The organism is Catenibacillus scindens (genome assembly GCF_014202115.1).
Lineage (GTDB): Bacteria > Bacillota > Clostridia > Lachnospirales > Lachnospiraceae > Catenibacillus > Catenibacillus scindens.
Map to the genome: position 1 here is coordinate 170,140 of NZ_JACHFW010000002.1, position 20,467 is coordinate 190,606.

Annotated in this window: 18 protein-coding genes; 17 read left to right on the forward strand and 1 reads right to left on the reverse strand. The window is 47.6% G+C overall.

From position 1 onward, the window contains the following. Positions 1-302: 302 nt before the first annotated feature. The 8 genes from HNP82_RS03640 (at position 303) to galE (ending at position 8,842) form a co-directional block, all read left to right on the forward strand. Positions 303-1,658 (forward strand): diguanylate cyclase domain-containing protein, encoded by a 1,356-nt coding sequence (locus tag HNP82_RS03640; RefSeq protein WP_183771625.1) that lies wholly within the window; start codon positions 303-305, stop codon positions 1,656-1,658. A 123-nt stretch (positions 1,659-1,781) separates the two neighbouring features. After that, on the forward strand, positions 1,782-2,624 hold the full coding sequence (locus tag HNP82_RS03645; protein WP_183771627.1) for a ThuA domain-containing protein: 843 nt from the start codon (positions 1,782-1,784) through the stop codon (positions 2,622-2,624). A gap of 259 nt (positions 2,625-2,883) precedes the next feature. Then, positions 2,884-3,888, forward strand: coding sequence for a PhoH family protein (locus HNP82_RS03650; protein ID WP_183772093.1), 1,005 nt, complete (start codon positions 2,884-2,886; stop codon positions 3,886-3,888). Continuing rightward, a complete protein-coding gene (gene ybeY, locus HNP82_RS03655) occupies positions 3,821-4,321 on the forward strand; it encodes an rRNA maturation RNase YbeY (RefSeq protein WP_183771629.1) in 501 nt (166 codons plus the stop codon). Before HNP82_RS03650 ends, ybeY begins: the two co-directional genes overlap by 68 nt. A gap of 31 nt (positions 4,322-4,352) precedes the next feature. Then, positions 4,353-5,456 carry a DUF3048 domain-containing protein gene (locus HNP82_RS03660; protein WP_183771631.1) on the forward strand — a complete coding sequence of 368 codons (1,104 nt, stop codon included), beginning with the start codon at positions 4,353-4,355 and terminating at the stop codon, positions 5,454-5,456. A 19-nt stretch (positions 5,457-5,475) separates the two neighbouring features. Then, entirely contained in the window at positions 5,476-7,098 is a 1,623-nt protein-coding gene (locus HNP82_RS03665; RefSeq protein WP_183771634.1) for a putative polysaccharide biosynthesis protein, read from the forward strand. A gap of 66 nt (positions 7,099-7,164) precedes the next feature. Next, positions 7,165-7,746: a hypothetical protein gene (locus HNP82_RS03670; protein ID WP_183771636.1), complete on the forward strand. Its 582-nt coding sequence runs from the start codon at positions 7,165-7,167 to the stop codon at positions 7,744-7,746. Between the two features lie 76 nt (positions 7,747-7,822). Then, entirely contained in the window at positions 7,823-8,842 is a 1,020-nt protein-coding gene (gene galE / locus HNP82_RS03675) for a UDP-glucose 4-epimerase GalE (protein ID WP_183771638.1), read from the forward strand. 125 nt (positions 8,843-8,967) lie between these two features. Here galE and HNP82_RS03680 read toward each other — a convergent pair whose 3' ends face one another. Next, positions 8,968-9,567 (reverse strand): carbohydrate-binding family 9-like protein, encoded by a 600-nt coding sequence (locus HNP82_RS03680; RefSeq protein ID WP_183771640.1) that lies wholly within the window; start codon positions 9,565-9,567, stop codon positions 8,968-8,970. Between the two features lie 240 nt (positions 9,568-9,807). Here HNP82_RS03680 and HNP82_RS03685 point away from each other — a divergent pair, with 240 nt between their 5' ends. The 9 genes from HNP82_RS03685 to HNP82_RS03725 all read left to right on the forward strand — a co-directional run bounded on the left by HNP82_RS03685 (position 9,808) and on the right by HNP82_RS03725 (position 20,464). Further along, positions 9,808-11,106 carry a BaiN/RdsA family NAD(P)/FAD-dependent oxidoreductase gene (locus tag HNP82_RS03685; protein WP_183771642.1) on the forward strand — a complete coding sequence of 433 codons (1,299 nt, stop codon included), beginning with the start codon at positions 9,808-9,810 and terminating at the stop codon, positions 11,104-11,106. 410 nt (positions 11,107-11,516) lie between these two features. Further along, on the forward strand, positions 11,517-13,145 hold the full coding sequence (locus tag HNP82_RS03690) for an NAD(P)/FAD-dependent oxidoreductase (protein ID WP_183771644.1): 1,629 nt from the start codon (positions 11,517-11,519) through the stop codon (positions 13,143-13,145). A 53-nt stretch (positions 13,146-13,198) separates the two neighbouring features. After that, positions 13,199-14,050, forward strand: coding sequence for a glutamate 5-kinase (gene proB, locus HNP82_RS03695; RefSeq protein ID WP_183771646.1), 852 nt, complete (start codon positions 13,199-13,201; stop codon positions 14,048-14,050). A 71-nt stretch (positions 14,051-14,121) separates the two neighbouring features. Beyond that, the gene (locus HNP82_RS03700) at positions 14,122-14,352 is read left to right on the forward strand and encodes a DUF896 domain-containing protein (protein WP_183771648.1); all 231 of its coding nucleotides are present in this window, start codon (positions 14,122-14,124) and stop codon (positions 14,350-14,352) included. 5 nt (positions 14,353-14,357) lie between these two features. After that, positions 14,358-15,011 carry a 5-formyltetrahydrofolate cyclo-ligase gene (locus HNP82_RS03705; RefSeq protein ID WP_183771650.1) on the forward strand — a complete coding sequence of 218 codons (654 nt, stop codon included), beginning with the start codon at positions 14,358-14,360 and terminating at the stop codon, positions 15,009-15,011. A 32-nt stretch (positions 15,012-15,043) separates the two neighbouring features. Beyond that, complete coding sequence (locus HNP82_RS03710; RefSeq protein WP_183771652.1) at positions 15,044-16,312, forward strand: glutamate-5-semialdehyde dehydrogenase; 1,269 nt, start codon at positions 15,044-15,046, stop codon at positions 16,310-16,312. 32 nt (positions 16,313-16,344) lie between these two features. Beyond that, the gene (locus HNP82_RS03715) at positions 16,345-16,680 is read left to right on the forward strand and encodes a DsrE family protein (RefSeq protein WP_243164627.1); all 336 of its coding nucleotides are present in this window, start codon (positions 16,345-16,347) and stop codon (positions 16,678-16,680) included. 219 nt (positions 16,681-16,899) lie between these two features. Continuing rightward, positions 16,900-18,351, forward strand: a complete 1,452-nt coding sequence (gene miaB / locus HNP82_RS03720) for a tRNA (N6-isopentenyl adenosine(37)-C2)-methylthiotransferase MiaB (protein ID WP_183771656.1) — start codon at positions 16,900-16,902, stop codon at positions 18,349-18,351. 4 nt (positions 18,352-18,355) lie between these two features. After that, entirely contained in the window at positions 18,356-20,464 is a 2,109-nt protein-coding gene (locus HNP82_RS03725) for a glutamine synthetase III family protein (RefSeq protein WP_183771658.1), read from the forward strand. Positions 20,465-20,467 lie beyond the last annotated feature (3 nt).

A 20,467-nucleotide genomic window follows, 5' to 3' on the forward strand; every position in this document is an offset into this window, starting at 1 on the left:
GAATTGAATAGAGAAGTTGATAAATAATATGCAACTCGAAATTTATTTATTCGATTTCAAAAAAATTCAGGACTTCCAGTCAGCGGAAGTCCTGAATTTTTCTACACAATATCCCCATCTGTCAGGGCAATACAATTTTGTAACTATTCAGCCATGCGGCTGGTTTAATAAAAATACGGCGCATGGCTGAATAGTTACAAAATTCTATGTCAAAAAATAAATTATGTTGAAGATTGACAATTTCTGCCCTATAATATATTATACACTTTATGATTGGAAATACAATGGGAGATGATAGAAATTTGAAAATACATTCAAAGAGAAAAAATGTTGATAGCAACACATATTTGCTCCTAATGTTTATTGCCATTGAACTTTTTATGTCTTTTTCTTTTGTAGGCTATATTCATATCGAACCAATTTCTCTGACTTTTGTTTATATACCTGTACTTATAAGTGGCTGTATCCTCGGACCCAAAGAATCCACCATTGTAGGGGCAGTTTTTGGACTGGCGTCCATGTGGAAAGCTTCCGCCTTTTATGTAGGTGTTGGGGGCGCTATTTTTTCTCCGTCTATGAGTGGAAAGCCTCTGGAGAGCATTGTTCTCAGCATCGGTTCCCGTGCCCTGTTTGGCCTGGTCACAGGTCTTTTGTTTTCTTTGGCAAAAAAAATCCCCTGCCCAAGAATCGGCATTGCCGTTGTCGCCTCTTTTGGCCGGATACTCCACGCTTTCATTGTATACACTTGTATGATGACTCTTTTTCCCGAAGCTGGATTTACCGTCAGGGATACGCTGACAGATATCCAGCAAAACGACTTTGTTCCGTTCACTATAATCACTGTCGTGGCCGTGATCGTATGCTATGAGTTTTACCGATCCCCTTTTTTTCAGAAATTTATGCAACGGATACATAAAGTCAATCAGGCCAGCGCAAAAATTGCTTCCGGAAAGTGGGGCGTAATCGCTACAGTCATCCTTGTCACCCTGGCGTCTGTCAGTGTAGCTGTCTACTTTACAAACCGTATTGAGACTGTTATGTCCCAATACAATATCCGGCTTTCCGATGATATATCCTATGATCTGATGCACCTTCAGATCCAGTTTCTCCTTGGTATTCTCTCCCTGGCTATGATCGTGATCATTGTGATCATTCTCCACCAGAAGAATTACAGTTACCTCTCTTATGAGGCCAGACTGGACGGCCTTACAGGACTTCTCCGCCGACGTTATTTCTTTCATATTGGAGAAAAGCTGGTGAAAAGCAACACTGGCGGTTACTTTATTATTATGGATATAGACAGGTTCAAAATGATCAATGATACCTATGGCCACCCTGTGGGGGATCAGGTTTTGGCGAAAGTGGCCGATTACTTTCAGGAAGCTTTCAGCCGGCAGAATATTTTTGGACGGCTGGGCGGCGATGAGTTTGTGGCACTAATCATCAGCCCTCTTTCCAAGGCTGATATTGAAAACACTCTCAATGATATGAAAGACCGCTTAAAAAAACTCCAGATTCAGGATCTGACAGTGACGTGCAGTATCGGGGTCATCCCTGTGGACAAAAACTATTCCCTGGAAGAACTGTACCGCCAGGCGGATCATCTTCTTTACGAGGCAAAAAAGAATGGCAAAGACCAGTTTGTTTTTGGAAAATAAGCACATATTCCGGGGCTTCGTTCCCTGGATATCTGTTCTTCAGCGCAAAAAAATTGAAAATCTGGCAGATTTGGGGTATAATTTATTCGACTTAATTTTTTACTTGTTGAAAGGAGAAGTTTTATGGAAAAGATTAAGGTAATGCTCATTTCAGGTAAGGTGACATCCGAACACTATTACCCGAAGGCTAATGAGGCGATCCGCACCATGCTGGAATCTACCGGTCGTTTCGATGTAAAAGTCGTGGAGGAGTTTAATGGAGCCACCCCCAGGACACTGGAAGGCTATGATCTGATTTTCCTTAACTATGACGGAAAATCAGCACCCACAGATTCCTATGAGCGCTGGGAGCCCGGTGCTGAAAAGGTCTTTTTCGATTTTGTAAAAAACGGGGGAGGACTTTATATCCATCATTCCAGCGTCTGGCTTGAGGATGATATGCCAGAAGAATATAAAAAACTGTGGGGGTATTATGTAACTATGCCGGAAGGCCGGAAAGCACCGGAGGATGACCTCATCGTCAGAAACCTTGCGCCGGAGGATCCGATCATGAAAGACATTAATGATTTTATGATCGTTGTCGATGATCTTTTTGCCGGTGTCAAAGAAGCGCCCGGCCAAAAAGAAGTTCTTGGCGGGATTTATGACGATATTAAACTGTATCAGAAGGATTGGTGGCCTCCAAAGCATCATCCTGTACATATTCCAGGAGGCAAGCTGGAAAATATGCCTGGCGTAAATACGATGCAGCCGGTAATCTGGAAAAACTATTACGGCAAAGGCCGGGTATTCGGTTGTAGCATTGGCCATGGTATTGATACTTACCGCCGTCTGAATTATGTGACAATTCTCGTCCGGGGCGCAGAGTGGGCAGCCACAGGAGAAGTGACTCTTGATAAACCTAAGCGTACCGGAAACGATCGCTTTAATGAATGGCCCTATTACCATAATAACGAAACTCACTAAAAAATCATATATTTTTATTGCAGCGCTTCAGTCCCGCAGCTGAAGCGCTGTCTTTTGCCAATCATACAGGTTCCTGCATATTAGAGAAACGTAACGCCTATCCTCTGGCATATATTTTTATACCTTTACTAAAAAGCTCCTATCTGGTATAATTATTAATTAATTGTGACATAAGCCTGTCACAGAACTTTTATGAAAGGAAAGGTTAGGAAGATATAATTTGCAGACAATTGTAATTGAATTTGACAGTCTGGATCAGATGACTCAGATTTTCGGCCCTTTTGACAGCAATATAAAACTTATAGAAAAAACCCTCCCCGTAACTATCACCGGCCAGGGTGACCGGGTTAAAGTCACCGGCGAGGAAGGGGCTGCGCAGAAGGCCGCCCAGGTACTTGAGACATTGAAAAAGATGCGGGACAATCACGAGATCGTCAATGAGAACGTGGTGAGCCAAGCCATTGACCTGGTGGATGATGGCGCTGCCGATGAGGCGGTCATGGTCATGAAAGACGTCATTACCCTGACCAATAAAGGCAAGCCTGTCAAGTGCAAGACCATCGGACAACGCAATTATATTAATGCGATTAAAGACCACGCAGTGACCATATGTATCGGCCCGGCGGGGACAGGCAAGACCTATCTGGCCATTGCTATGGCTGTAGATGCCCTGAAAAGGGAAGAAATCTCCCGGATTATCCTCACAAGACCTGCTGTGGAGGCCGGAGAACATCTCGGTTTTCTTCCCGGTGATCTTCAAAGTAAGGTTGACCCTTATTTGCGTCCTCTCTATGACGCTCTTTTTGAAATGCTTGGAGAGGAGAGCTTTAACCGAAATCTGGAGCGGGGCATTATTGAGGTGGCTCCGCTGGCCTATATGCGCGGCCGGACACTGAATAACAGTTTTGTTATTTTAGATGAGGCTCAGAATGCCAGCCTTGAACAGATGTTTATGGTCCTCACCCGTCTCGGTGAAGGATCCAAGATCATTGTCACCGGTGACGTCACCCAGGTGGATCTTATGGACCGGGCATCCGGCCTTGAGCGCAGCGCCATGATTCTGAAAGATGTGGACGGCATCGCAATCTCCCGGCTAAGCAACCGTGACGTTGTCCGCCATAAACTTGTGAGAGATATTATTAAAGCCTTTGAAAATTATCGGGAAAAAGAAGATATAAAACAGAGGAGGAAGACCGATGACACTGAACATCGAAGAAGAAGTTCCCATTCCCGACGGATTGGATTACAAAAAAATCATTCATGACGTTGTCTGCGGTGCCCTGGAATTTGAGGACTGCCCCTATGAGGTTGAAGTCAACGTGATCCTCACATCTAATGAAGAAATTGCGCTGATTAACAGGGATTACAGAGACTTGAACCAGCCCACAGATGTTTTGTCCTTCCCCATGATTGACTATGTAGCTCCCGGAGATTTTTCCGTACTGGAAGAATACAATGAAGAAGACTACTTTAATCCAGAGAGCGGGGAACTGATGCTGGGAGATATTATCATATCCATGGACAAAGTTTACGAGCAGGCTGAAAAATACGGGCACAGCATCCAGCGCGAACTTGGTTTTTTAGTGGCTCACAGTATGCTCCATCTTTTTGGCTATGACCATATGGAGCCGGAAGAAACCCAGGTTATGGAAGAAAAACAGCGTGATATATTAAAACTTGTTCATCTTAGCCGGTAAAAGGCTTAAATAGGAAAGGAGAGTATTCAATATGAAAACATATAAAGGCATAAGTACAGCATTAATCGCGGCAATGATCGCGGCCACAGCCGCCGGGTGTTCCGGAGGTAATACCCAGGAGAGCGATTCCACCGCTGTATCAACCACCGCTCAGAGTGAGGCACAGGAAAGTGAATCCACCCCGGAGAGCCAGTCTGAGACTGAAGCAGCAGCTTCGCTTCCCGAAGGACAGATGTACAGCTTTCTTACCGGAGAACCTGTAGATTCTTCTATCGGCATGCAGCGTCCGGTCGCTGTGATGATCAACAATATCGAGGAAGCCACCTCCCAGCAGTGCGGAACATCCGCCGCTGATATTTTATATGAGGCCGTTGTGGAAGGAAATATTACCCGGCTTATGGCTATCTTCCAGGATACTTCCAAAATTGAGAGAGTTGGCTCTGTCCGCAGTGCGAGACATAATTACCTGGATTTTGCCAGCAACTATGACGCCATTTACTGCCACTATGGACAGTCTATTTATGCTACCAACAAAATCCAGCAGGAGGGTCTCCTCACTGTCAGTGAAAACGTGGGCAGCGCTTATTTCCAGGATAATACTTACCCGGCACCTCACCATATTTTTGCCAGCGGCGAGACCTTAGAAGCCGGCATTTCCCAGATCGGTGCAGAAAGAAACCTTCCGGATGGCTATGAGGGCGGTCTTGTGTTCAATACCGAGGACACTGATCCCGACTATGGAACCATCGCCAACAATGTATCTATACCATTTGTTTACAGCAAATCTACACTGGAATATGACAGCGCCACAAAATTATATAAGAAATATCAGTACGGGGCTCCCCATGTAGACGCTAATAACAATGAGCAGCTTACATTCAAAAACATTATTATTCAATACGCCCAGTACGCGGATATCCCCGGCGGTTCCGGATGCCAGGATATTACTCTGTACGGCGAGGGCAAAGGCATCTATATCACTGACGGAAAAGCAGTGGATATTACATGGGAACGTTCTGACGGCTCTGTGCCTACAACCTATTATATTGAAGACGGCACACAGTTAAAGATTAATCCAGGAAAAACCTACATTGCTGTTGTACCTGAAAACTTCAATATTACTTTAGGTGAATAAAAAATACCGAGGTTGATCCATGGCAAATCAAAAGAGATCCTCAAATAACAGCATTGTGGTGCAAAGCGCCATTCTTGCCGCAGCACAGATTCTGGTCCGGGTTATCGGTCTGTTATACCGTGTACCCATGCAGCGTATCATCGGTGATGTGGGCAATGGTTATTATGGCGCCGCTTATGAAATCTATCAGTTTATCCTGCTTTTATCCGCCAATGGTATCCCTACGGCGGTGGCTCTCCTTGTGGCCCGGCACCTGGCCCGGAGAGAGTATAAAAATGTTTACCGCATTTTTAAAGGCTCCATGATCTTTGCCCTGATCATCGGCGGCGTGGTCATGCTCTTTACACTCTTCGGCGCCAGATGGCTGGCCGTCGCCCTTTTCGGACAGGACTATGCCGATGTATCCATCGCTTTGCGTATACTGGCACCTACACTGCTGATCTCCGCAGTCATGGGTGTTATGCGGGGATTTTTTCAGGGGAAAAATGTTATGATGCCCACAGCCATCTCACAGATGGTGGAACAGGTGTTTAACGCTTTGATCAGCGTTATTGCCGCCTATTTTCTCATTGTACGCGGGCCGGCCTGGGGCGCGGCAGGCGGAACGCTGGGAACCTGTATGGGTGCTTTAAGCGGCTTTATCTTCATCGCCATTGTGTATTACCTTTACAAGCCTACATTCATGCGCCTGCTCAAAAAGGATAAAAGCCATTTTCACCTCCACTCAGAACAGGTGATCAAAATGGTGGCGGTAACTATGGCTCCCGTCGTTTTAAGCTCCACGGTCTACCAGATCAGCGGTATTATTGACACCTCTATGTTTTACCGGATCATGGGCGGGCTGGGCTACGCTTCTGACGTGGCCGCGGAACTTTTTGGTAATTACAGCGGACAGTATAAGATGATCTTGAACATACCTTTGGGGATTACATCTTCCATCGGTATTGCCCTGATTCCGGCGGTCACTTCCCTCATCGCTGTGGGCAAGCGCCGTGAAGCCAGAGAGCGGATTGATTCCATCATTAAACTGACAAACCTTGTAGCCATCCCGTCTTGCGTGGGACTGATCGTATTGGCGGAGCCTATTATGAAACTCCTGTTTGTTATCAATAACGATGTGCCAATCCGTCTGCTTCAGCTTGGCGCCATCACTGTCATTACATATTCTTTTTCCACAGTGACTATCGCCATACTTCAAGGCATGAACCGAATGAAAACGCCGGTGATCAACTCAGCCATTTCTCTGCTGATCCACATTGTGGTTGTTTATATTCTTCTTCAGTTTGCGGATATGAACATTTATGCTCTGATCTACGGGAATCTGGTGTTTTCCTTCGCCATGTGCGCCCTGAATCTTTTTGCCCTGTACCGTTATGTCAATTACAGGCAGGAAGTGTTCCGCTCATTTGTCCTGCCAACCCTGGCGGCAGTGATCATGGGCGCCATCGCTTATTTTATTTACAGAGTCGTTTATTATGTCATCCACATTAACCTGATCGGCATTATTTTCGCTGTTATTTTCGGTGTCGCTGCCTACGGAGTTATTCTGATCCTTCTCGGCGGCATGAATGAGGAGGAGCTGCGAAGTATGCCCAAAGGTCATTTACTTGTAAAATTCTGTCGAAAAATTCATATCATGTAAATTTCATGAGCTGCATAAATGAGCTAAAAGAACAGATAATGTATATCAAAAGGAGGACGTATCCGGATGAAAAAATACATTATCTGTTCTTTTTGTGGTCTTATGGTTCTGACCGGAGCCTATATTTTCAGTTATCAAAAACTTTCCGGAATATCTGAGGAAATCCCCCAGGAAACCGGACAGATTGAGGTCGCCGTTCGTGAGGATACTGTAAAGTCTACAGCTAAATTAATTGTGGAGACGTATAATGCCACCGACCAGTCACTTACCCGCAAGGAGAGCGCCATGCCCGCCATGTATCTGGGCCTCACCCGTGCCGGAGTTCTTCAGAAGCTGAGCAGTTATATGGACAATTTATCCATCAGCGACCTGGAAGATGGATTAGTCAGCTTCGATCTTATGTATTTTTCTCCGGACTGTTTGATGCTGCGCAAAACTTATGAACCCAGCGAAGATTTCCACAAATACTATATCAAATTAAACAAGGGCTGTATCACCGTGTACTACAGCGACAGGAAAACCGTCTATGAATATACAGATATCGACTTTAATACCCTGCCTTCTGATGTGGCCGCCGACGTTGTAAGCGGGGTGGAAATCCGGGATGAGAAAGCGCTGTATGATTTTCTTGAAACTTATTCCTCCTGAAATTTCTGAAAAGTCACTTGTCTGCGCCGGATAATGATGATACAATGGAGAAAAAGTTTTAAGGGAGGAAATTTTTTTGTCTATTTTAGTTACCGGTGGCGCCGGATATATTGGAAGCCATACCTGTGTTGAGCTGCTCAACGCCGGCTATGACGTTGTTGTTGCGGACAATCTCTATAATTCCTGTGAAGAAGCCCTTAGAAGAGTGGAAAAGATCACGGGAAAAACCCTGAAGTTTTATAAAGCCGATATGCTGGATAAAGAGGCTCTTGTCCAGATCTTTAAAAATGAATCTATTGATTCTGTCATTCATTTTGCCGGCCTGAAGGCCGTTGGAGAGTCCGTTGTAAAACCTCTGGAATACTATCATAATAATATTACAGGTACACTGAATCTCTGTGATGTTATGCGCAGCTTTGGAGTGAAAAATATTGTTTTCAGCTCATCAGCCACGGTTTATGGCAAGCCGGCCTTTGTCCCCATTACAGAAGAGTGCCCCAAGGGAATATGCACGAACCCTTACGGATGGACAAAATGGATGCTTGAGCAAATTCTCACAGACCTGAACACAGCAGACAGTGATTGGAACGTTATCCTTTTAAGATACTTTAACCCCATCGGCGCCCATGAGAGCGGTATGATCGGTGAAAATCCCAAGGGCATCCCCAATAATCTTGTCCCATATATTACTCAGGTCGCTGTTGGAAAGCTGGCAAAGCTGGGCGTTTTTGGAAACGACTACAATACCCCGGATGGCACTGGAGTCAGAGATTACATCCATGTCGTTGATCTTGCCAAAGGCCATGTCAAAGCCATTGAAAAGCTTGCCGAGAAGAAGGGCGTACTTACATACAATCTTGGCACCGGCAACGGCTACAGTGTTCTTGACATTGTCAATGCCTTCTCCAAAGCCTGCGGCAAAAATATCCCTTACGAGATCAAACCCCGGCGTGCCGGCGATATTGACACATGCTACGCAGATCCTTCCCTCGCTGAACAAGAGCTGGGATGGAAAGCAGAAAAAACACTGGAGGATATGTGCGCTGACTCCTGGCGCTGGCAGAAAAATAATCCTGACGGTTATCCTCAGGATTAATATCGCTGTCGGTCAAATATCAAGATTTACAAAAGGCACTGCCGATCAGCCCTACGGCCAAAGGCAATGCCTTTTATAATGAGTTTTCTTCATTCATACTTCCTATTCCTCGTCTAAAAACCTGGTTAAACAATTCTCGCCTTTGCAAAATAAGCGGTCTGGTGAAAATCCGGAGTCGGGCAGTGGACCGGCGCAAAACTTCCATAATGCTCAATATCCGGATGGATGGATACTTTGTAGAAATTACATCGGAAAAAACGAGTTTTTTTCCACTTGGCTTGAGGCTGGTAAAAATAAATCGTAGATTCCGGAATTGAGAAAATAATCTGCCAGCCGTAAGGTGTTACTTTCGGTCGAATATTCAGGTCGGTGATTTGGTCGAGGCTAAAATTAGACCGGATATGAGGAACAGATCCGTAGGCAGCAATGCAGGTCCCCTTTGCGTTAAATTCAAAATTAAAATAATTGTCATTCGTGAGATCAAACTGAAAATACGCATTGAGGGCACTGTCTGTGTACACCGGATCAAAGTTGTATACACAATCAGCCTTGGGATGAACTTCCTCGCAGGCGAGCCACACAAGAAATCCCTTGTTTTCAATATACCCGACGCGCCCTCTGGCTCTGGGGCGATAGATACTGCGCCATTGAAAATTTGAAATTTCAAAGGGGTGGCACTGCTCAAGCTCGGATACTCCGGCGATCTTGCGGATTTCGTAAATCATGAAACCACACTCCTTTGTCTGTTACCCACCTGGGGTATTAAAATGATGGCAGATAAATCGGGCACTTCTGCTAATCTAACTTTAGCGCAAACTCCGGCAAATATCAAGGCTTTATAGAGAAAAAAAGTAACTGCCATAACTGTCTTGCTATTTCTTTCTTCCAGTGGTAAACTTGTTGTTAAAATAGTTTTTGACCTCAACATCATTATCATAAATGTCAAAAATAGCCAGGAGGAGCTTATGACCGCGAAAATCATCATTATCGGAGCCGGAGCAAGCGGACTTGCCGCTGCCATCGCCGCCGGAAGAATATTCAAAGAAACCGGGGCAGAGGAGGACAATCCTGTCATACTTTTAGAACGCATGTCCTCTGCCGGGAAAAAGATACTGGCAACCGGAAACGGCCGATGCAATTTTACAAACAAAAACATGTCTCCCGTCTGCTTTCATTCCGATACAAAAGCACCATTTTCTAAAGTGCTGGAACAATTTACCCAGTCCGATACTGAGGACTTTTTCCGGGAACTTGGTATTGTCATCAAAGAACGAGACGGGTATTTGTATCCTATGTCCGGGCAAGCCTCCTCTATGCTGGATGTTCTTCTTATGGAAATCCGCCAGCTTCCCGTTAAGCTGATTACCCAGTGTGAGATCAAAGATATACGCAGGACTAAAAGGGGCTTCTCTCTTGAGGATCTTGACGGCAGGCGCTACAGCGCTTCCCGGATTATTGTGGCCGCCGGTGGACGAGCTTGTCCCTCCCTTGGTTCCAACGGCTCAGGGTATGCCCTGGCAAAAAGTCTGGGGCATCGTATTGTCCCACCGGTTCCCGCCCTTACCGGACTGTACAGCACGCAAAAATATTTTAAACAGGTGGCAGGAGTTCGGGTGGACGGTCAGATCACTCTGTACAGCATCAACAATGGGGAGCATTTACCCATGGTCCAGGACCGGGGCGAGCTGCAGCTTACAGATTATGGTATTTCAGGGATACCCGCATTTCAAGTCAGCCGTTTCGCTTCCCGCTCCCTGCAAAAAGGGATCGCTGTGGAAGCGTCATTAGATTTCATGCCGGATATGGACAATGGCCGTTTATTTATGTTTCTTTTACAGCGAGTCCAGGTTCGTCCGGATAAAAAAACAGATGAATTTCTTACAGGTATGTTTAACCAGAAACTGTGCGCCCTTTTGATCCGCCTGTCTCAAATTGACCCTGAAAAGCCAGCCAAAGGGCTGACAAAAAAAGAACTCCACCGCCTTGTCACTTTTATTAAAGATCTGCGGACCCCCATCAGTAAGACCGGGGATTTTGACCGGGCCCAGGTATGTGCCGGGGGCGTAGACGGCAGCCAGATCAACATCCACATGGAGTCTAAAATTGTCCCTGGCCTTTACTTTACAGGTGAGCTTGTGGATGTAGACGGTATCTGCGGCGGATACAACCTTCAGTGGGCCTGGTCCAGCGGTTATGTGGCCGGATATAACGCGGCTCTAAGCTATTCTGACAGCAGCCGCAGTTCAATCCGACACCCTGTATAAAATGAGACAAGCGACAAAAGGTCATGCGGGCTGCGCTTGCGCAGGCAAGCATGGCTTTGTGGCGCGCAAAACACCGAAAAGCAGTCATTTTTCGCAGAAAAATGAGCGAATTTGAGGTGTTTTTAGGATTGGGGGAGTACGAAGTACGGAGCAATCCGTGTCTCATGCCCATTTGTCGGGCAACTCATAAAATATATCCCAGATAAATTTATTCCCGCGGGCTGTTTGACAATCGGACGCGCGAGCGCGTCCATTTGCCGGTGCTAAACGTGTGCCAGCGGCACACGTTTAGCACCTACCGTAGCGGAACGAAGACCAAATATCCCGCCCCTTGGGGCACTGTTAGCTTGATGCCCCGTTTCTTGCAGCGGGGTATTTGACTCACATCAATTACAGAAAGGAATCTTTCAATGATACGAATCAGCCAGATCAAAACCGACTACCGCAGCGACACTTCCGGACTTCTCAAGGCAGCGGCAAAAAAGCTTCGCATATCCCCTGGACAAATTTTGTCCATGAAGATCGTGCGCAAATCTCTGGACGCCCGGAAAGGGCAAATCCACAACGTCTACACTGTGGATGTGGCTGTCGATAAAGAACCGCTTCTCTTAAAAAAGTTTTCACAGAATGGGACCATATCCAAAGCTGCCGATGTTGTTTACAGATTTCCAAAATGGGGTAAGGAGACGCTTTTCCATCCTCCGGTAATCGTTGGCAGCGGGCCGGCCGGCCTGTTTTGCGGCCTAATGCTCGCCCGCCACGGCTACCGTCCGGTAATTTTGGAGCGAGGGAGCGACGTACACACCCGCTCCAGGAAAGTAAACGCTTTCTGGGAAAAGGGGATTCTTGATCCGCAGTGCAACGTTCAGTTTGGTGAAGGCGGCGCCGGCACATTTTCCGACGGAAAACTAAACACCCTAGTCAAAGATAAATATGGCCGGAACCGTCTGGTTCTTGAAATTTTCCATGAAGCGGGAGCGCCGGAAGAGATCCTCTACTTAAACAAACCTCATCTGGGCACCGATGTTCTTATTAACATTGTGGAACATATGCGCAATGAGATCATCTCCCTTGGCGGAAAAGTTTATTTTGATTCTCAGGTGACCGATATATATATAGAAGATTCCCATATTAAAGCTGTTGAGATTAACGGCAGCCGCCAGATCCCGGCCCAGTGCCTTGTCCTGGCCATCGGACACAGCGCCCGGGATACATTTTCTATGCTTCTGGATAAACAAATAAATATGAGCGCTAAAGCCTTCGCCGTGGGCCTGCGCATCGAACATCCACAGTCCATGATCGACCAGGCTCAGTACGGCAGAGGACAGGATCAATGGCTGAAAGCTGCGGATTACAAGCTGACCCACACCTGTGTCAACGGTCGGAGCGTGTATACTTTCTGTATGTGTCCCGGAGGCTATGTTGTCAACGCCTCCTCAGAACCCCAGTCCACCGCTGTCAATGGAATGAGCTACAGCGGCAGGGGGAGCGCCAACGCCAATAGCGCTGTCATTGTCACAGTGACCCCGGAGGATTTTAAAGGGGAGGGGCCTCTCTCTGGTGTAGAATTTGCCAGAAAGCTTGAGCAGGCAGCCTACGCCCAGGCAAAGAAGGCCGGCGGGGAGGGCCTTGTACCGGTACAGCAGTTTGGCGATTTCTGTGACGGCATACCGAGTACAGAGTACGGCCAGGTTCGTCCGGTACACAAAGGCGGCTGCGTTCTCACCGATCTTAGCCGATGCCTTCCCGACTTTATCTGCGAAAGCCTGAAAGAGGGCATCCACGCCTTCGGGGAAAAAATCCCCGGTTTTGACCGCCAAGACGCCCTGCTGTCAGGGGTAGAATCCCGCACATCTTCACCAGTACGCATTGAGCGGGATGAAAGTTTTGAGAGCAGCCTTCCGGGAATTTATCCCTGTGGCGAGGGTGCCGGCTATGCCGGCGGCATCACCTCCGCAGCCATGGACGGTATTAAGGTTGCGGAGGCCATAGCCCGGCGCTATCAAATTCCTGAAAAAAGTCCGGCGGATAAAACTTGACGAGGCGGCCCAATACCTTTAAAATGTTAGTTACAAAAGGAGACACTTAAATTATGTACGACCGAAACAAACTTAAAGATAAAAAAAGGATCGTTGTCAAAGTGGGGTCATCCTCCCTGGTTCACGACGGAACCGGTGAGCTGAATCTTTACAAGTTAGAGCAGCTTGTCCGGCTGCTGTGCGATGTGCGAAACCAGGGCAAGGATGTGATCCTTGTGTCCTCCGGCGCCATCGGCGTTGGGAGAAAAGCCCTGGGCCTTATGAAGCGCCCGGACACGCTGCCCTTAAAGCAGGCGTGCGCCTCCGTGGGACAGGCGGCCCTCATGATGATCTACCAAAAGCTGTTTAACGAGTACAACCAGCTTTCCTCCCAGATTCTTATGACCAAACACACCATCATCCGCCCGAATAGCTGCCAGAACGCAAAAAACACTTTCCGTCAGCTTCTGGCCATGGGTGTGATCCCTATTGTCAATGAAAATGACACTATATCCACCGATGAGATCGAATTTGGTGACAACGATACATTGTCCGCCGTGGTAGCCTCACTGTCCGGCGCCGACCTGCTCATCCTTCTGTCAGACATTGACGGACTTTACACCGACGATCCAAACACCTGCGCCGACGCCCGTCTGATTGAGTGCATTCCGGAAATTGACGAGCATTTGTACGACATGGCCAAAGGATCATCCAGCGATCTTGGTACCGGTGGAATGGTGACAAAGATTGATGCCGGGCGCATTGCCACAGATTCCGGCTGCGATATGGTCATTGCCAACGGACGGGACTTTCACATCATCCACAACATTCTCAGCGGGGAATCGGTGGGTACTCTGTTTCTCGCCCATAAAAATAAAAACTTCAACCTGACTGAATATATTGAAAACCGCCACCGTCACCATTAATACTTTATTCTCACAAAGACATAGGCCCTTAAAAAAGGAAAATCCAAAAGGGGTAATAAGAAAGGAAAACTATGATCACAGATAAAGATATCGCACGTATTAATGAGCTTTACCACAAGTCTAAAAAGGAGGGGCTGACACCGGAGGAAAAGAAAGAGCAGGCCACCCTTCGCGGCGCCTATATCGCTTCCATACGTGAAAACCTCCGGGCCAACCTTGAAAAGATCCAGATTGAGAATCCCGACGGAACTATTGAAAATGTCAAAGACCGCCGTCGTCCGCCTAAAAAATATATACAGTAACGCCTATGAATATCTCGTATATTGATAAAGAAAAACAATATCTCCGAAGAACCATGAAAGAGCTGCGTATTCACAGGAACCCTCAGGAGCTTGAAAGAGCAGGAGAGCTGATCTGCCAAAAGATTATCAACTGGGATGTATATAAACACTGCACCTATGTGCTGGCCTATTTTCCTGTCAACCACGAGGCTGATATCCGGCCAGTTCTGGATCATGGCTTGAACCATGGAAAAATCGTCGCTCTGCCAAAAGTCACCGGAGAACGAACTATGGAATTTTATCCGGTTCCCAGCCTCGGTCATCTGGTCAGAGGCACCATGGGGCTTATGGAACCCGGCCCCGGACTATCCCCTGTAGATTTAACCAGCACCACGATGGGAGAAGCCTCAAAAATCTTAATGCTCGTCCCCGGCCTGGCCTTTTCCCGGTCAGAAGTGACCGGTAGATCGGGGCGCATCGGCCGCCTTGGCTACGGGGGTGGATTTTATGACACATGGCTAAACCGCTTTTTTCAAAATTCCAGACATGTGTCTGCCGCCCCTGAGTATTTTGTAACCTGCGGTGTGGCCTATGAGTTTCAGGTGGTTCCAAAAGAGCGACTGCCTATGGATTGCCATGACCTTTATTTAGACTGCCTGGCAACAGAAATAGAAATATAGGGAGCATTATATAATGATTGGAGGAATGACAAATGACTTTAAATGAAATGGGCGCAGCCGCCCAAAAAGCATACCGGTATCTCTCAAACCTGGGCCAGACCCATAAAAACGGCGCTCTTTGCGCTGTTGCCGGCGCTCTGACAGCACATACAGCGTCGATCCTTGAGGCCAACACAGCCGATATTAAAAATGCCTGTGAAAAGGGCATGAAGGATTCCCTCGTTGACCGTCTGCGCCTTACCCCACAGCGGATCGAAGCTATGGCCGAAGGTCTGAGGCAGATCGTCGAGCTTGCCGACCCGGTGGGAGAGATCGTGGAATCCTCTCTGCGCCCCAATGGCCTGGAAATCTGCAAAAAGAGAGTGCCTCTGGGCGTTATCGGCATTATCTATGAGTCCCGTCCCAATGTCACCGCCGATGCCTTTGGCCTGTGTTTTAAAACAGGTAACGCAGTCATCTTAAAAGGCGGCAGCGACGCCATCTGCTCCAACACAGCCATTGTCCAGGTGATCCGCAGCGCGCTGGCCGGGTACGCCGGCCAGAACGGGTTAGACCCGGCCCTTTTATCTGACAGTATTTCCCTCATTGAGGACACAAGCCGGGAGACAACAAAAACTTTTATGCGCCTTAACACCTATGTGGATGTTCTCATTCCAAGAGGCGGGGCAGGACTGATCCGCACCGTTGTTGAGAACAGTACCATCCCTGTCATTGAAACAGGGACCGGAAACTGCCACGTCTATGTAGATGAGTTCGCGAATATTGACATGGCAGTAAAAATCATTGAAAATGCAAAAACACAGCGTACCGGCGTATGCAATGCCTGCGAGTCTCTTGTGATCCACAGAAATATTTTAAAAGAAGCCCTTCCTCCCATCTGCACTATGTTAAAAGGCCATAATGTCCAGATCCGCGGAGACAAAGAAGCTCTGTCTGTGGTCCCGGACCTTGCTCCCGCCACAGAAGAAGATTTTGGAACAGAGTATCTTGATCTGATCCTGTCGGTAAAAACTGTTGGCAGTCTGGACGAAGCTATTGAACATATTAACACTTTCAGCACTGGACATTCTGAGACTATCGTCACTCAAAACTATGACCATGCCCGCCGCTTTTTAAATGAGATCGACTCCGCAGCAGTCTATGTCAACGCCTCCACCCGTTTTACCGACGGCTTTGAGTTTGGCTTTGGCGCTGAGATCGGCATCAGCACCCAAAAGCTTCACGCCAGAGGGCCTATGGGACTAAAAGAACTGACCACCACAAAGTATGTGATTTACGGAAACGGGCAGATCCGTCAGTAAACCGACGGTTTTATAAGAGGAGGTAAATGAACATGCGGCACCTGAATATTTTATGGACCAATGCGGATCCATTGACGTCGCATCATATGGTCATGATGTACGCTACCAATTCCATGCTTCATGGCTGGTGGGATTCGGTCAAAATCATTATCTGGGGCGCGACAGCTAAATATGTGGCAGAAGATACCGATATACAAACACGGATCAAAATGGCCATGCATGCCGGCGTCAAATTTTCAGCCTGTATTTCCTGCGCTGAGAATCTCGGCGCCAAAGAAAAGATGGAAAACCTTGGAATCGAAGTTATTCCGTGGGGAAAGCCGCTGACTCGGATTCTTTCGTCAGAAGAACCTTTGCTCACCGTATAAATTCTTTGACAGAATAAAAATGCTATTGTACAATAGGGAAGAAACTTTTTATAGTAAACCCTCCGGGGGATGCGCACGATTTTTGCAGAGAAAGATCGGCGCTTTACTCAGCAAAAATCGGCGCTGGAAACGTCATAATAAAATTTATTATGACGTTTTATACAAAAACAGCAGAAAATTTTTAAGGGAGTGTATGATCATCAACACAGGTGAAAGCAAATGAGTCAAAATAATTATCAAAACCCAAACGCCCAGGCGATGGCTCCCTCAGCAGAGCCTGACCGCCAGCTTTATTTTATAAAAGTACTGAGAGAGCGGATGGCCAAATACATGACGGATACCGGCCGGACCCTCACCTACAATGTGGTTACTTTCGGCTGTCAGATGAACGCCAGGGATTCGGAGAAACTTTCCGGTATCCTGGAGTCAGTCGGTTATACCCGGACAGACAGCGAGGATGCGGATTTTGTTATCTACAATACCTGTACCGTCCGGGAAAATGCCAATTTAAAAGTTTATGGCCGCCTCGGCACCCTGAAAAAGGTCAAAGAAAACCGGCCAGGTATGCTCATCGCCCTGTGCGGATGTATGATGCAGGAACCTCATGTTGTTCAGAAGCTGCGCGACAGCTACCGCCATGTGGATATTATTTTCGGCACCCACAATATTTATAAACTGGCGGAATTGATCTATGACCGGCTTGAATCCGGCTCCATGATCATAGATCTGTGGAAGGACACGGACAAAATCGTGGAAGATCTCCCCAACCGGCGGAAGTATCCTTTCAAATCAGGGATCAACATTATGTTTGGCTGCAACAATTTCTGTAGCTACTGTATTGTCCCATACGTCCGGGGCCGGGAGCGCAGCCGGCGGCCTGAAGATATTCTTGAGGAGATCCGCAGGGACGTGGCCGATGGTGTAGTGGAAGTGATGCTTCTGGGACAGAATGTTAATTCCTACGGGAAAACTCTGGAAAACCCAGTGACTTTTGCCAGTCTTCTCGAAGAGATTGAAAAGATCGAAGGTTTGGAGCGTATCCGCTTTATGACATCCCACCCTAAAGATCTGTCTGATGACCTGATCCAGGTGATGGCCCGATCCAAAAAAATATGTCCTCACCTTCATCTGCCCCTCCAGTCCGGAAGCAGCCGCATTTTAAAGCGGATGAACCGAAAATATACAAAAGAAGATTATCTTCATCTTGTAGAAAAGATCCGCAGCGCTTGCCCGGATATCTCCTTAACTACAGATATTATCGTTGGATTTCCCGGTGAGACGGAGGAAGATTTTCAGGAGACTTTAGATGTGGTGAGAAAGGTAGGCTACGATAGCGCCTATACCTTTATATATTCCAAACGCAACGGCACCCCCGCCGCAGCTATGGAAGACCAGGTGCCGGAACACGTGATCAAAGACCGATTCGACCGGCTTTTAAAAGAGGTACAGGACATCGCCTCCCATGTATGTGCGAGACATGAGGGGCAGGTCATGGATGTTTTAGTGGAACAGATCAACCATCAGGACGCCGGCCTTGTCACCGGGCGCCTGGGAAATAACACAGTTGTCCACTTTCCAGGGGACGCTTCCCTTATCGGCAGGATCGTCCCGGTACATCTGATAGAATGCAAAGGCTTCTATTATATGGGGGAATTATATGAAAAGAGGTAAGTAAATGGATAAAGGAATTAAGATCACAGACATTTTCGCATCCAACGTATTTGACGACGCCACCATGCGAGAACGCCTTCCAAAACGGATCTATCAGGAATTGAAAAACAGCATGAAAGAAGGCGTAGAGCTGGACAAACATGTGGCCGATGTTGTGGCCAACGCCATGAAAGACTGGGCTATTGAAAAAGGAGCAACCCACTACAGTCACTGGTTCCAGCCTCTGACCGGCTACACGGCAGAGAAGCATGATGCTTTTATCACCCCTACAGGTGACGGCGGTGTAATCCTGGAATTTTCCGGTAAAGAGTTGATCAAAGGTGAGCCTGACGGTTCTTCCTTCCCTTCTGGTGGACTTCGCTCCACCTTTGAGGCCAGAGGTTATACAGCCTGGGATCTGTCCTCACCGGCATTTATCCATGAAGCGCCATCGGGTGCGGTTTTATGCATCCCTACAGTCTTTTTCTCCTACACTGGAGAAGCCCTGGACAAAAAGACCCCCCTTCTGCGTTCCATGGAAGCCATCAACAAGCAGGCCCTGCGCGTAGTTCATCTTTTTGGCCGGACCGATGTCACCAAAGTGACTACATCTGTGGGAGCGGAGCAGGAATATTTCCTTGTAGATAAAGATCTGTATATGAAACGTCACGATTTGATCTTCGCAGGGCGGACTTTATTTGGCGCCCCCGCGCCCAAAGGTCAGGAGATGGATGACCACTATTTCGGTATTATTAAAGAGCGCATTGCCGCTTATATGAACGATTTAAACGTAGAACTGTGGAAGCTGGGTGTCACCGCAAAAACCCAGCACAACGAGGTAGCTCCGGCTCAGCATGAACTGGCTCCCGTTTATGCCACCACAAATATTGCTACAGACCATAACCAGCTTGTCATGGAAGCCATGAAACGGGTGGCTCTGCGCCATAATCTTGTGTGCCTCCTCCATGAGAAGCCATTTGACGGGGTTAATGGTTCCGGCAAGCACAATAACTGGTCTTTGATCACAGACACCGGCGTGAATCTTCTGGATCCGGGCAAAACTCCCCATGAGAACCGTCAGTTCCTGCTGATCCTTGCCGCTATCTTAAAGGCTGTCGATGAATACGCGCCCCTTCTGCGGGAATCCGCCGCAAATCCGGGCAATGACCACCGTCTAGGCGCCAATGAAGCCCCGCCTGCCATTATCTCCGTATTTTTAGGGGAGCAGTTGGAAGATGTATTAAATCAGCTCTGCGAAAAAGGGGAGGCTACCAGTTCCAAAGAGGGAACCGAGTCCAACATCGGACTTGCCACTGTACCCAATTTCCGCATGGACGCCACAGACCGAAACCGCACTTCACCCTTCGCCTTTACAGGAAACAAATTTGAGTTCCGCATGGTTGGCTCTTCAGCATCCATCGCCGACGCCAACATTGTATTAAACACCATTGTAGCGGAAACTCTGCGCCAGGCCGCTGATATTCTTGAAGCTGCCGATGATGTGGAAATGGCTGCCCATGATCTGATCAAAAAGTGGGTCAGCGAGCATATCCGCATTATTTTCAACGGTAACGGCTACTCAAAAGAATGGGTGGAGGAAGCTGTCCGCAGAGGTCTGCCAAATATTACAAACATGGTGGACGCCGCCGGCTACCTTACCTCACCTGAATCTGTTGAGCTGTTTCAGCGGCACAATGTTCTCACTGAGATTGAACTTCGGGCCAGAGAAGAGGTTGCCTACGAGACTTACGCCAAGGCTATTAATATCGAAGCCCGCACTATGATCGACATGGCGAAAAAGGAGATTATCCCTGCGGTGATCAAATATACCACCACTGTGGCGGATTCCATTCACGGGGTTGAGGCTGCAGGTTATGACGCCAGCGTACAGCGCATTGTCATGGCAGATTGTTCCAAGTATCTAAAAGAGATGAATGACGCCCTGATCAAACTTCAGCATAATGTGCGCCGTGCCGCCTCCCTTGAACACTTTAAAGACCGGGCCGTGGCCTACCGGGACGAAGTGTGTACAGCCATGGAAGAACTGCGCCGCCCGGCAGACGCCTTAGAGCTTATTGTTGACGCCAAAGAATGGCCATTCCCGACCTACGGGGATTTAATGTTTAACGTGTAATCC

What these genes read in the sequence shown, in the direction of transcription:
- HNP82_RS03690 (WP_183771644.1), top strand. Translation starts at nt 11,517, where the DNA reads ATGATACGAATCAGCCAGATCAAAACCGACTACCGCAGCGACACTTCC.
- HNP82_RS03700 (WP_183771648.1), top strand. Translation starts at nt 14,122, where the DNA reads ATGATCACAGATAAAGATATCGCACGTATTAATGAGCTTTACCACAAG.
- HNP82_RS03725 (WP_183771658.1), top strand. Translation starts at nt 18,356, where the DNA reads ATGGATAAAGGAATTAAGATCACAGACATTTTCGCATCCAACGTATTT.
- HNP82_RS03710 (WP_183771652.1), top strand. Translation starts at nt 15,044, where the DNA reads ATGACTTTAAATGAAATGGGCGCAGCCGCCCAAAAAGCATACCGGTAT.
- HNP82_RS03715 (WP_243164627.1), top strand. Translation starts at nt 16,345, where the DNA reads ATGCGGCACCTGAATATTTTATGGACCAATGCGGATCCATTGACGTCG.
- HNP82_RS03680 (WP_183771640.1), bottom strand. Translation starts at nt 9,567, where the DNA reads ATGATTTACGAAATCCGCAAGATCGCCGGAGTATCCGAGCTTGAGCAG.
- ybeY (WP_183771629.1), top strand. Translation starts at nt 3,821, where the DNA reads ATGACACTGAACATCGAAGAAGAAGTTCCCATTCCCGACGGATTGGAT.
- HNP82_RS03665 (WP_183771634.1), top strand. Translation starts at nt 5,476, where the DNA reads ATGGCAAATCAAAAGAGATCCTCAAATAACAGCATTGTGGTGCAAAGC.
- HNP82_RS03660 (WP_183771631.1), top strand. Translation starts at nt 4,353, where the DNA reads ATGAAAACATATAAAGGCATAAGTACAGCATTAATCGCGGCAATGATC.
- HNP82_RS03705 (WP_183771650.1), top strand. Translation starts at nt 14,358, where the DNA reads ATGAATATCTCGTATATTGATAAAGAAAAACAATATCTCCGAAGAACC.
- miaB (WP_183771656.1), top strand. Translation starts at nt 16,900, where the DNA reads ATGAGTCAAAATAATTATCAAAACCCAAACGCCCAGGCGATGGCTCCC.
- HNP82_RS03685 (WP_183771642.1), top strand. Translation starts at nt 9,808, where the DNA reads ATGACCGCGAAAATCATCATTATCGGAGCCGGAGCAAGCGGACTTGCC.
- HNP82_RS03670 (WP_183771636.1), top strand. Translation starts at nt 7,165, where the DNA reads ATGAAAAAATACATTATCTGTTCTTTTTGTGGTCTTATGGTTCTGACC.
- HNP82_RS03645 (WP_183771627.1), top strand. Translation starts at nt 1,782, where the DNA reads ATGGAAAAGATTAAGGTAATGCTCATTTCAGGTAAGGTGACATCCGAA.
- proB (WP_183771646.1), top strand. Translation starts at nt 13,199, where the DNA reads ATGTACGACCGAAACAAACTTAAAGATAAAAAAAGGATCGTTGTCAAA.
- HNP82_RS03650 (WP_183772093.1), top strand. Translation starts at nt 2,884, where the DNA reads ATGACTCAGATTTTCGGCCCTTTTGACAGCAATATAAAACTTATAGAA.